9 protein-coding genes are annotated in these 13,127 nt (G+C 49.2%); 4 read left to right on the top strand and 5 right to left on the bottom strand.

What is annotated here, in order from left to right; all coding sequences use genetic code 11:
- Positions 1-100 precede the first annotated feature (100 nt).
- The 4 genes from mdoH to IE064_RS03060 all read right to left on the bottom strand — a co-directional run bounded on the left by mdoH (position 101) and on the right by IE064_RS03060 (position 8,228).
- Positions 101-2,302, bottom strand: a complete 2,202-nt coding sequence (gene mdoH, locus IE064_RS03075) for a glucans biosynthesis glucosyltransferase MdoH (protein WP_133039497.1) — start codon at positions 2,300-2,302, stop codon at positions 101-103.
- A gap of 20 nt (positions 2,303-2,322) precedes the next feature.
- The gene (locus IE064_RS03070) at positions 2,323-3,987 is read right to left on the bottom strand and encodes a glucan biosynthesis protein G (protein WP_189616299.1); all 1,665 of its coding nucleotides are present in this window, start codon (positions 3,985-3,987) and stop codon (positions 2,323-2,325) included.
- Between the two features lie 573 nt (positions 3,988-4,560).
- Positions 4,561-6,621 carry a S9 family peptidase gene (locus IE064_RS03065; protein WP_189616297.1) on the bottom strand — a complete coding sequence of 687 codons (2,061 nt, stop codon included), beginning with the start codon at positions 6,619-6,621 and terminating at the stop codon, positions 4,561-4,563.
- 86 nt (positions 6,622-6,707) lie between these two features.
- Positions 6,708-8,228 carry a fumarate hydratase gene (locus IE064_RS03060; protein WP_189616294.1) on the bottom strand — a complete coding sequence of 507 codons (1,521 nt, stop codon included), beginning with the start codon at positions 8,226-8,228 and terminating at the stop codon, positions 6,708-6,710.
- A 222-nt stretch (positions 8,229-8,450) separates the two neighbouring features.
- Between IE064_RS03060 and pabB the strand changes: the two genes are divergently transcribed.
- Together pabB and IE064_RS03050 are read left to right on the top strand one after the other, a co-directional pair.
- Complete coding sequence (pabB, locus tag IE064_RS03055) at positions 8,451-9,848, top strand: aminodeoxychorismate synthase component I (protein ID WP_189616292.1); 1,398 nt, start codon at positions 8,451-8,453, stop codon at positions 9,846-9,848.
- A 3-nt stretch (positions 9,849-9,851) separates the two neighbouring features.
- Positions 9,852-10,451, top strand: a complete 600-nt coding sequence (locus IE064_RS03050) for a CoA pyrophosphatase (RefSeq protein ID WP_189616290.1) — start codon at positions 9,852-9,854, stop codon at positions 10,449-10,451.
- Here the strand turns inward: IE064_RS03050 and IE064_RS03045 are convergent.
- A complete protein-coding gene (locus IE064_RS03045; RefSeq protein ID WP_133039491.1) occupies positions 10,427-10,765 on the bottom strand; it encodes a hypothetical protein in 339 nt (112 codons plus the stop codon). The genes IE064_RS03050 and IE064_RS03045 overlap by 25 nt on opposite strands.
- 200 nt (positions 10,766-10,965) lie before the next feature.
- Here IE064_RS03045 and asnS point away from each other — a divergent pair, with 200 nt between their 5' ends.
- Together asnS and nikR are read left to right on the top strand one after the other, a co-directional pair.
- Positions 10,966-12,366: an asparagine--tRNA ligase gene (gene asnS, locus IE064_RS03040; protein ID WP_189616288.1), complete on the top strand. Its 1,401-nt coding sequence runs from the start codon at positions 10,966-10,968 to the stop codon at positions 12,364-12,366.
- Between the two features lie 342 nt (positions 12,367-12,708).
- Positions 12,709-13,122, top strand: a complete 414-nt coding sequence (nikR, locus tag IE064_RS03035; RefSeq protein ID WP_189616286.1) for a nickel-responsive transcriptional regulator NikR — start codon at positions 12,709-12,711, stop codon at positions 13,120-13,122.
- Positions 13,123-13,127: the final 5 nt, after the last annotated feature.

Raw genomic sequence — 13,127 nt, 5'->3', positions numbered from 1 at the left:
CAAAAGCAAAAATAAGCGCACGGCTCACATTCACTATGAACAGAAGTACATGCCCATAAAAAAGCCGACACTGTGGTCGGCTTCTATATCATCGTAAAATTTAGCAGATGCTCACCAAGTCACTCTCTGTATAGGATTTGGGTAAGCGCTGCATAGTTTGCAGCAATAGCGGATTGCCTAAAATATATCCCAGTTCTTTGTTGTCTAGGTTAGCCAATAACGCTTCTTGTGTTTGCGCTTCTTGCACTTTTACTCGGGCAATGGCATCCATCGACTCAATTTTGCCGCCTGGAACATGGGTTGGCAGCTTATCCATAAGTTGCATATGCAGTGCCATCAACTCGGGCTTATCCAGCAACATACGTACATCCCATACCTCTTTGAGCGCTGCCTCATATTGTTCACGGGCAGCAGCGGCGGCGGTCAGAATTTGCGGAGGTTCAATCTCTTCTGGCGTTGATAGCAAACGTTTAGCCCGGAACCATTTGCCCACTTTTTGTGATGCAGTAAAAGCCGACAACGGCACCGCAATCCATAAGCCGATAAGTGCGGGTGACATCCACGCAAGCAACGTCCAAGAGTCCAGATAGGCAGCATATCCCAGCAGAATACCGGCCAAGACGTGATAGCGATGACGATAAATCACATCTGACCAAGGCAGACTGCCGTCATCACGACGTTGCGGTGCCCAACCACTATCCTTTCCCGAAATAATCGCAAATACAGCGCCGCAATGGATAAACATCATGATGGGAGCTATCAACGCTGACACCAGCACTTCCAGCAAAATACTGGCGCCGATACGTAACCTGCCACCAAGCACCCTGACATATTGTTTATCGGTAAGCAGGAGCAGCGAACCAAAAATCTTTGGCCCAAACAGAATCCCCATCGTAATGTAGAACAACCGCAGTGCGCGGTCGGAGTCCATCACAGGCCATTTAGGAAACAGCGAAAATTGGTCGGTGAAATATTCCGGACGAATATAGTGTGCCTGCAATGCCAGCAGCAAACCGGACAAGATCAACAACAACCAAAAGGGCGATGACAGATATGACATAATGCCGGTAACCAGATGCAAGCGGCTGATCCAATGCAGCCCTTTTGCCGGTAGCACTCGGCTGTGTTGCAGGTTTCCTTGACACCAACGGCGATCACGCACTGCCATATCGATGATTGACGGTGGACATTCTTCAAATGAGCCCGGCAGATCTGCAGCGATCTGTACACTCCAACCGGCACGACGGATCAGCGCCGCCTCGACAAAGTCATGGCTCATGATATGCCCACCAAAAGGCGGCTTACCTTTGAGCACCGGCAACCCTGCCGCCTGCATAAATGCCTGCGTACGAATAATGGCATTATGTCCCCAGAAGTTCCCTTCCTTCTGCACCCACCATGCCAATCCGGTCCCGATTACCGGGCCATAGAATCTGGCCGCAAATTGTTGCAGTCGAGCCAACAAGGTGACACCTTTTACCAGATAAGGAATGGTCTGGATCAGGCCAGCATCGGGATCGGCTTGCATGCGCCGCCCAAGTTCCATGATACATTGACTCTGCATCACACTGTCAGCGTCCAAAACCAACAAACTATCGTAGGCGCTCCCCCAACGGGTACAGAAGTCTTCTACGTTGCCCGATTTGCGTGCCGTATTTTTACGACGCCGTCGATAAAACACTCGAGCGCGGCCCGCGAGCCGACGACGTAACAGCCAGAACGCCTGTTCCTCCGCCAGTGCAATACTAGGGTCAGTGGTATCAGAAAGAATAAACCATGAAAAACATTGGTGTTCTTTGCTGTCTTTGGTGTAATTCACCAAATCCAATGCCATGGTTTCCACCGCAGAGAATACCCGATCAGGTTGTTCGTTATAGGTGGGCATCAGAATGGCAACACTGTCTGTCAGCAGTTTAATCTGTGGGGCTTTTGCCCTTACAAAACGTTGTTTTATCAGCTCAATAAAACCCGCGACCCCACTGCAAAACGCCAGTGCAATCCAACAAAAATTGACTGCAAATAACAGCAATACCAAGTATTCCAATGGCGTTACTGCTGCCACACTAAAGACCTGCAACATCTCGTAAATGGCAAATGCTGACAGCAGCAATGCAGAACCGACCACCATCACCCTTGGGGGCAGTTTAGAGGTAACCCCGCCAGGATTAGTGCTTATACGCGGAAAGCCCACCGATAATTCGCTGAGGCTTTGCTGTGGCATGGGGGCTGGCCGCTCCGGCGGCATGGCACTGTCGCCTTCTAACTGAGGATGTTCCTGAGCCAGCAAATTATCCTGCAACATCGGTTTATCCTTGCGATTCATTAACGTGACCAACGATATAACCAGGTTTCAACTTTTCCTGGCGCTGCTGCATCAACACCGGCCGCCGCATCGAACTGCAGCTCAGCACGTAGTTCAGCGACCTGAGCATCTTTAGGATCGAACTGGAATGTCAGACGATAGCCATCGTTATGAGGATTTTCACGGATTTCAACATTGTCAACACTCCCTGATGAGCTCTGCACCTTAGGCACAGGCATCACCGCTGGGCGCTTACCATCGTTTAGCTGGTAATCAATAACAAATAGGCGCTTAGCCGTAGGTTTGGAAATATCAGCCCGACCGCTGGCGGTACGAGCCACTGTCACCGTGCCTGGCTTCACTGCAGGTTCTTCACCCCAACTCAAGCGATAAGCGAAACGGTATTGGCTACCGGCTCGAATTGGTTCTATTGGTCGCCAAAACACCACGATATTGTCATGGATCTCTGATTGAGTTGGAATTTCTGTGAGAATAACCGAACCCTGGCCCCAATTACCTACGGGTTCAACCCACAGACTGGGATGCGTCTGATAAGGGGTACGCAAGTCTTGGTAGGCACTATAGTTACGTTGCCGCTGAATCAAACCGAAACCTTGCGGGGCATTATCCATAAACGCACTGATCTGCAAAGTTTTCGGGTTAGCCAAGGGTCGCCACAGCCGTTCACTGCGACCATTCAACATCAATAGGCCATCGGAGTCATGCACTTCTGGCCGGAAGTCATCGGTATTTTGGCGACCATTGAGCGAATGCATATACATACTAGTGCCCGGTGCTAGTCCGACTTTGTCGAGATCTACGCGAGGAAATAATGTGGCTTCGACGTCAATCTGAGTGTTATCACCAGGACGGACGGAGAAACGATAAGCCCCGGTGACACTGGGGCTGTCCAGCAACGCGTGGATCACCAAAAGATTCGAATCATCATGAGGTTCTTCAATCCAAAACGCCTTGAAAAACGGGAATTCCTCCCCCATCGGATCGGCAGTTCTTAACGCTAAGCCACGAGCAGAAACACCGTAGTTATTGCCCTTGCCCAACGCACGGAAATAGGTCGCGCCCTGGAATACTAGTAATTCATCGAAATAATCCTTACGATTCAAAGGATAATGTAGACGAAACCCCGAATAGCCAATATCGCCTTGGGGTAAAGGTTGGGTAACCGACTTACCGGTCTCAAAATAGTCAGGGTTATAGGCTAAGTGACTTGCCTGATTGCCCCGTACCAACGCTAGCTCCACCAGTTGCTTGAAATAAAACCCGCGGTGAAACAACTGCAACTGGTAAGGTAAGTTCTGATTCTTCCAAATAGCCGCATCTGGCCGAAAACGGATATCTTTATACTGTTCTTGTGTCAGATTTTTAAGAGAATCAGGCAAAGATTCATCGGGGGCGACATAAGGTTTGTCCGCCAACTGTTTGGCCAGTTTAACCACAGAGTCCTGATCAAATATGCCACTTGTCGTAAATTTAGCATTGCTCGCTACCACCGGTTCCGGCGCTTTCTGCTGAGCTGCTGGCGGATTTTTATCCGCGAGTATGGCTTCGACTTTATTCTCTTGGTTTAGAGGTGTCTTAGGATCAGCTGTCACGGCTGCAGATTGCACCAATGCAACTCCTAATAACACAGTCAGGCAAAGCGTTTTTCCAAATCGACTGAGCATGTAGAAACAACCTTATTTATCATTCAAGCAAGAAGCAGGGTTTATATTCAAAAGCTGAGCGCCGCTAAATTATAAACGTCTCTGGAAGGTAAGCTAATATGGATGAGGGCAATAAATTACTACTAAATTCATGACAAAGAAAGCCACTGTATCCATTGTTTTTGCAGCCATTGTTAGCTGTCTCGCGTATCGGATGAAAACTGCGCAGCAGCTTTCATATTTGCCATTGTATCTCTGCCGTTCTGGCCAGTAGACACTCCGCAGACATCGCTAATTTCCGTTCGACGATGGGGGTAAAGCCTATCGCGCTCAAGCGTTTTGAACGTCACTTACCCTGTTGATAAAAATCATAATACAAGCATATGGTTACTTATGAAATATGGCAAAGGAAAGAGACTTGCCACGTGCCCACTGTAAGAAACCCAACCTTAATGGCACTTTAATGAGACCGCCTAAAGAATGGCGACCGCTCAATTATGCCGGACCAGGCTATTAAAAAACGCTAAGGATTAAACCCCATTATCAAAAAAGCCGGCAAATGCCGGCTTCAGATGAATCAAAAAATAGCTGTGATTACTGCGCAGCTTTACCCGTCCAACGATCCATCCAGCTTAACACCTTGCCATACCACTGTTGCAGGTTATCAGGATTGAGGATCCAATGGTTTTCATCTGGGAATACCAATAACTCAGAGGGAATATTGTTGCGTTGCATATAGGAAAATGCTGCCAGACCTTGATCATATGGCACACGGAAATCCTGCTCACCGTGGATCACCAACATTGGCGTTTTCCAGTTTTGCACATAGTTAGCCGGATTGAATTTTTCATACAGATCTTTGGCTTGTTCATAAGTACCGCCAAACTCGTGTTCTGGGAACCACAGCTCCTCTGTTACATGATACATTGAGCGCATATCAAACAGCCCTGCGTGATCAACCAGACACTTGAAACCATCGTTCCAATTACCTTGGATCCAGTTCATCATGTAACCGCCGTAGGAACCGCCCAACGCACATGCATTTGACGCATCAATCCAAGGTTGCTGTTTGGCTACAGCAGCCAAGCCTTTTTGCAGATCTTCCAGTGGCTTACCACCCCAATCGAGGCTGATAGAATCGGTAAATGCCTGACCATAACCAGTAGAGCCATGGAAATCGACCATGACAACGGCATAGCCAGCACCGGCCCACAATTCAGGATTCCAACGGGAACTGAATGAGTTACCAAATGAACCTTGTGGACCGCCATGCACCAAAAACGCTACCGGATACTTTTTACCTTCTTCAAAGTTAGCGGGCTTCAGCCAGTAACCGAACACCTCTTCGTTATTCCAGCCCTTAAAGCTGAACTGCTGGAAATCACCAAATTTGATTTTATTTAGCTTAGCCCGGTTAACGTCGGTCAGACGCTGCAGGTCCTGCCCATCCGCATTCATCGACCAAAGATCACCAGGTTCCACCAATGAAGCATGTCTCACTATCAAGCGGTCACCGGCAAGGCCCACCAAGCTATTGCTGCCATCATTGTAAAGGGTGCGTATATCACCAAATTGGGTGTTGATGGCAAACACCGACACTTGCCCGACATCTTGAGCGGTGACGTACAAGGTATTGTTATCTTTGCCAAAACTGAGCGATGACGGACTGCGGTCCCATAAAGGTGCGACTTCTTTGGTCTGCCCGGTAACAGTATCGCGTAACATAATGCGGTAACGATCGGCTTCAAATCCCGGTTTTTTCATCGCCAAATAAGCGAGATAACGGCCATCGGCTGAATAGACAGGTTGGGCATCCCAAGCTTTGTTTTCCGCCGTTAGGTTAACGGTGTCACCGCCATTTACTGGCACTTGCCACAGATCATAGTTAGTCGTCCATGCTTGATCTTTGGCCGGAGCCTTAGCGCTATACACCACATATTTGCCATCGGGCGTAAAGGTAACTTCTTCCATACCGGAAAATGGTTTGGGTGGTGTTTCGGTATCCAGTCCTTTAGTGACATCGACTGTTTTACCCAACTGACCATGCTCAATAGGGGCAACAATCAGGTGATTACGAGCATGATCGAACCAAGTATCCCAATGCCTTACCATCAGTTGACTGTATTCACGCCCAGTGCTCTTGCGCGCTTTTTCCGCGTCAAATTTCTCCTTGGAGCACTCCAGTGTGTCACATTCAGGGAAAACCCGAATCGACATCACCACCTGTTTGCCATCCGCAGACAACTTATAGCCATCAATATCTAACGGCAGATGTGATACCTGCTGTGCTTCGCCACCGGTTAAGGACAAGCGGTACAATTGACTGCTGCCATCTCGGGCGGCCACGAAATAAATACTGCGGTCATCGGGGCTGAAGCTGACATCATGTTCAGTGCCTTTGGCGGTGGTCAACTGCAGCGGCTTAGCGTCTTTATCAGTCAGATCTAGCAGATACAATTCGGAATCGGTTTTACCGTCTTCCGCAACGGTTTTAACCCCATAGACCAGTTTGCTGCCATCGTTAGACACTGCGGCAGAATGCAGCTTATTGAGTTTCACCAAATCCTGCACAGTAAACGGCTGCTGTTCGACCGCGAGTGCTGGAACGGCAATCCCTGTGGCCAACAGTGCCATACACAAAGTGTTTATTTTCATTTGTTGATCTTCTTTTGATATTGTTCGATGGTTCAGGTTGTCAAAATAACAAAGGGGCCATCACAGGCCCCTCTGGTAACGCTTACTCACGCTTCCTGCGCCTGCTGGATTTTCACTTTCCAGATTGCCGGACCGGTTTCGTGGGCATTCACCCCTTCGGAGTCAACCGCTACAGTAACAGGCATGTCCTTAACTTCAAACTCATAAATCGCTTCCATGCCCAAATCTTCGAAAGCGATCACTCGCGCTTTTTTGATGGCTTTTGAGACCAAATAAGCGGCACCGCCAACAGCCATCAGATATACCGCTTTATGTTGCTTAATAGAGGCAACTGCGGCTGGTCCCCGCTCCGCCTTGCCAATCATTCCCATCAGCCCGGTTTTTTCCAGCATCATGTCGGTGAATTTATCCATGCGGGTGGAGGTTGTGGGACCCGCTGGGCCAACCACTTCGTCGCCCACAGGATCTACTGGGCCGACGTAATAAATAAATTTTCCTTTAAAATCGACACCAGAAGGTAAGCCTTCACCACTTTCCAGCAAGCTTTGAATGCGTTTATGGGCGGCATCGCGACCAGTGAGCATCTTACCTGACAACAACAGGGTATCTCCGCTTTTCCATGTTTCGATCTCTGCTTGGGTTACAGTATCCAGGTTAACCCGGCGGGTATTTTCACCTACGTCCCAAGTAATGGCTGGCCAGTCATCCAGTGAGGGCGGCACCAGCTCCGCTGGGCCTGTGCCGTCCAGATGAAAATGCACATGGCGGGTGGCGGCACAGTTGGGGATCATCACCACGGGTTTGGAAGCCGCGTGCGTTGGTGCAGTTTTAATTTTTACGTCAAGAACAGTCGTCAGACCGCCTAGCCCCTGCGCGCCAATACCGAGATTATTCGCCCGGTTAAAAATATCTACTCGTAATTTTTCTTCTGTCGTTTCAGCTCCGCGAGCCAGCAACTCATGGATATCCACACTTTCCATCAATGCTTCTTTAGCCATCACCGCTGCTTTTTCTGCTGTGCCACCAATACCGATCCCCAGCATTCCGGGAGGACACCAGCCCGCACCCATCGTCGGTAAGGTTTTTTCCACCCAGGCGGCAATATCATCAGAAGGATTCAGCATCACCATTTTAGATTTATTTTCTGAACCACCGCCTTTGGCGGCGATTGCCACATCCACTTTATCGCCGGGCACAGAGACAATGTGCACTACTGCCGGACTGTTATCGCGGGTGTTTTTACGGGTTCCAGCCGGATCCGCCACTATTGAGGCACGTAGCGTGTTAGTGGTATTGGTGTATGCACGGCGAGTACCTTCATCCACCATCTGCTGAATGGTCATATCGGTTTTATCCCATTGCACCCCCATACCAACATACACAAAGCAAGTCACAATTCCGGTATCTTGGCACAACGGGCGATGACCTTCAGCGGACATACGTGAGTTGATGAGGATCTGTGCGATGGCATCTTTAGCGGCCGGATTTTGCTCGCGCGCATAGGCCTCAGCCATAGCGTCGATGAAATCCTTAGGATGGTAATAAGAGATGTACTGCAGGGCATCTGCGATACTGTCGATAAAGTCAGCTTGCTTGATTACAGACATGTTTGCGCTCCAATTGCTCCCTGTCCCCGCGGTAGTGTTTAGCGCTTGTCAATCCACGCGAGATCCAACTACTGCGTCGATGCCCCCATGTGCACCGCAGAAAATCGCCATATTGCTCGATTTCACCTAAGGTCAGGCTGTTATGGTCATTTTTTGGTGGCAAATATGATAACCTTTCGCAGCTTTTGGGGCTACATCACATTTTTTGGAATAATTTGCTAAATGCACATCTCAAACTGCAGCCAGATTGCGCTGTGTGCGTTGGACTGGGACTACACGGTTCCGCAACTTTTTTCGCATTTTGCGGGGCTTCCTTGGGCCGTATTACTGGACTCTGCCGATGCAGCGCATCCCGATGCCAGATTTGACCTTATCAGTGCCTGGCCGTTAGCGACGCTGACAACTCATGGCGATACCAGTGAAATTTGTGATCGGCACGGGCAAAAGCAACTGTCAGCAGTTGAGCCTTTTCAATTGTTGCAGCAATTGCTGGCAGACTGTTTTCCCGATATCAGACCCACAACGCTGCCCTTTAGCGGAGGTGCCATCGGCTGCTTTGGCTATGACTTAGGACGCAAGCTGGAAAAATTACCAGCGCTCGCAGTAGACGATATTGCTTTTCCGCAGTTGGCGGTAGGTATTTACGATTGGGCGCTATTACGTGATAAGCAGACAGGACGCTGGCAGCTGATGCATTACGCTGGTGAGCAGGCGTTATCGGCCATGTTAGCGCGTCTGAATTCGCTGCTGGCAACACCTGCGGCTGCTGTCGGCCAATTTCGGCTTTGTAACGACTGGCAAGCGCAACTGACTAAACCGCAATATCTCGAAAAATTTCAGCGCATTCAGCAGTATTTGCATAGCGGTGATTGTTATCAAATTAATCTGACACAGCGATTCACTGCCGATTATCAAGGCGACGAATGGCAAGCGTATTGCGCGCTACGTCAAGCCAATGCGGCGCCATTCTCAGCATTTATACGGTTGCCTCAAGGTTGTGCTTTATCAATTTCACCAGAGCGCTTCATTAGCGTCAGCTCCGATGGACAAATCCAGACAAAACCCATTAAAGGAACCGCGCCTCGCAGTGACAATGTGGATGAAGATCTGCAATTGGCTGCAGAGCTACAACAGTCAGAAAAAAACCGTGCGGAAAATCTGATGATTGTTGACCTGCTACGCAACGATATTGGCAAGGTTGCCGCGCCCGGTAGCGTTAAGGTGCCATCACTGTTTGCGTTGGAAAGCTTCCCGGCAGTGCATCATTTAGTGAGTACGGTGACCGGCCAATTACCGATAGACGTCCACCCCCTCACCTTGTTGCGGGCCGCCTTTCCTGGCGGTTCAATCACTGGCGCGCCCAAAATTAGGGCGATGGAGATCATTGAAGAGCTGGAGCCGTCAAGACGCAATCTCTATTGTGGAGCCATTGCCTATATCAGTCAGCATGGCACGATGGATAGTAACATTGCTATCAGAACACTTGTGGCGGCCGAAGGTAAACTGCATTGCTGGGCTGGTGGCGGTATTGTGGCAGATTCCGAAGGCACTGCCGAATATCAAGAGAGCTATGACAAAGTTAGCCGTATTCTACCGCTTTTGAGTCAATTCAAGGAGTGAACGTTGGATCTCACCGAACTGCGCTGGCGTTTTGAGCTAGGCGTTGCCGCACCGCTACGGCAACCCCCCGGGACACCGCCCCGACTGCGTAATGCGGCGGTGTTACTGGCCTTTCAGGCTGGCAGTAATGGTGTGGAGCTGTTGCTAACACAGCGCCCCCACCATCTTAAGGCGCATCCGGGTCAAGTCAGCTTTCCTGGTGGCAAACAAGAACCACAGGATCAAAGTCTATTGGATACTGCATTACGCGAAGCTTATGAAGAGATCGGTTTAGCGCCAACCAATGTGGAAATATTGGGAACATTGCCGCAACACCATACGATTACCGGCTTTAATATCATGCCGGTGGTGGGTATTGTGCAGAAACCTTTCAGAGCAATATTAGATCCTGGAGAAGTCAGCGCGCTGTTTACGGTACCACTAACGTTTTTATTGCAACAAAATAATCGGCACGTGATGCAAGTGCAGCGCCGTCAGCAGTCCCATCCGGTCACGTTTATTCCTTACGGTAACCGACTGATTTGGGGGGCCACCGCCGCCATTATCGATACCTTCTGCGCTATCGTCGGCAGCGACACTCAGAGAATCACAAAACGCAAATAAAGTCCGGCGGTAACCGAACTCAGTAACAACAAAGGGATGTTAAACCAGTAACCCATACGGTAATGATTGGCCAGATACCAGTTCAACGCCATACTGGCAAAACTCAGTCCGGCACATACCCAAATGATGTGTTCCAGCAACATGGTTTCTTGCAGATTCCAATTCATTCTTACCGGTGCACCGCGACTAAAGAAATAGCCAACGGCGCGATCCGGCCGTGCATCATGGAACACGGTCAGCGCGTACACGGCTAACGCCCACCCCGCAATTGATAAAATTGCCAAAACTATCTGTAAGAAACGCAGTTTTCTCATTTTTCCGCCTTTCCAATGCAGTCGAATAACAAGATTGGTTCCAGAATACCTTTTTCAACTTGAGAAAAGCCACCAGCAAGGTAATATAAACCTCCAAATTTTCTGTACGATCAATAGGGTCTGGCTGTTTAGGCCGACCAACTACCTTTACCTCTGGGTGTAAGTAGCAAAACGACGTTTCACTGGAGAACAAAGCAATAATGAGCATTGCATCTGTCGCATCTGTATTTAAAGGCGAATATGCGGTCGGTTCTGAAGTTACCGTCCGTGGCTGGGTCAGAACCCGCCGGGATTCCAAAGCCGGTATTTCTTTTCTTGCTGTCTATGACGGCTCCTGCTTCGACCCGATTCAGGGTGTAGTTCCCAATAATCTGCCCAATTACAATGATGAAGTGCTCAAGCTAACCGCTGGCTGTTCAGTGATTGTTACCGGTGACGTAGTTGAGAGTCCAGGTGCAGGTCAAGATTACGAATTGCAGGTCACTAAGGTGGAAGTGAGCGGTTGGGTAGAAGATCCTGAAACCTATCCAATGGCCGCTAAACGCCATTCTGTGGAATACCTGCGGGAGCTGGCGCATCTGCGCCCTCGTACCAACCTGATTGGTGCCGTCGCACGAGTCCGTAACTGCTTATCACAGGCTATTCACCGCTTTTATCATGAAAATGGTTTTGTGTGGGTATCAACCCCGCTGATCACCGCATCTGACACCGAAGGCGCTGGCGAAATGTTTCGGGTTTCCACGCTGGATCTGGAAAACTTGCCACGAACAGAAGCTGGCAAGGTGGATTACGATCAGGATTTCTTCGGTAAGGAAGCATTCCTAACCGTGTCAGGTCAATTAAACGGCGAAACCTACGCCTGTGCGCTATCAAAAATTTACACCTTTGGCCCCACATTCCGTGCCGAAAATTCCAATACCAGCCGCCACTTGGCAGAGTTTTGGATGGTAGAGCCAGAAGTTGCCTTTGCCGATCTGAATGATATCGCCGGGCTGGCGGAAGCAATGCTGAAGTATGCATTTAAAGCGGTATTGCAAGAACGTATGGATGATATGAAGTTCTTCGCCGAACGAGTGGATAGTGCTGTGATTGAACGTCTGCAGCGCTTTGTCGACAGCGATTTCGCTCAGGTAGATTACACCGATGCGGTTGAAATTCTGAAAAACTGCGGTAAAGAATTTGAATTCCCCGTTGAATGGGGCACAGATCTGCAGTCTGAACATGAACGTTATCTGGCGGAAGAACACTTTAACTCGCCAGTTGTGGTTAAAAACTACCCCAAAGACATCAAAGCCTTCTACATGCGCCTCAACGAAGACGGTAAAACTGTAGCGGCCATGGACGTGTTAGCACCTGGTATCGGTGAAATCATCGGCGGCTCACAACGTGAAGAGCGTTTGGACGTACTGGATCAGCGCATGGACGAGATGGGCTTGGCAAAAGAAGATTACTGGTGGTACCGTGATTTGCGTCGTTATGGCACCGTTCCTCACTCAGGCTTCGGTCTGGGCTTTGAACGACTGGTCTCGTACGTGACTGGGGTGTCCAATATCCGTGATGTTATTCCGTTCCCACGGTCACCTCGTTCAGCTAATTTCTAAGTCCATACCCTTAAAAAACGCGCGATTAAGCGCGTTTTTTAAACTGATTTTAAAGGCGGAACAGGCTTAAAGGGAGAGCATGCAGCGCCCTCTCCCGCCTCCCCATGCTCCGCCATCGTTCCTCCGGGCTCACGTTCAATCAACACCTCCAAACGATGGCAAGCAGATATGATGCTGCCGATATTTTTGTTCCTAAAAGTAGCAGTTGCAGTTAAGCAATCTGAATATCAGTAAAATCTGAGAAAGCCGAGTTGGATCACGCCCAGATGAACAGTCATGGACAATTTGTAACAGGTTAATGTATAAGAATATTTATTCTGGCATTTGTTGTGAGGTTACATCATGAGCAATGATGAAACACTACGTTTTACCGTTTCCCTGCCCCAATCACTGTTTGAGGAAATTGAAGCCGACATCGAGGCTCGCGGTTATCAATCCCGTTCTGAATATATCCGCGATCTGTTTCGAGACCGTATCGTCGATAAACAGTGGAACAATAGTCTGGAAGATGTGGTAGGGGTACTTACCGTGATTTTTGACCATCACCAGCGCGGTTTATCTGAAAAGCTGATCGAGATCCAGCACGATCATCTCGTGCATATTCTGTGCAGCACCCATGTGCATATTGACCACCATCGCTGCCTCGAAACCATTATTCTCAAGGGACAGGCAAGTCAGGTGAATCAGTTGGTAAATAAAATTGCCGCACTAAAAGGTGTGAATCTGGCGCGGCTCAGCCGCGCAGGTATTGTTTGAGTAGT

The sequence above is a fragment of the Shewanella fodinae genome (assembly GCF_014651955.1).
In the GTDB taxonomy this organism is placed as follows: Bacteria; Pseudomonadota; Gammaproteobacteria; order Enterobacterales; family Shewanellaceae; genus Shewanella; species Shewanella fodinae.
Note: the sequence above shows the minus strand (reverse complement) of the source record. Positions and strands in the feature narration are given on the sequence as shown.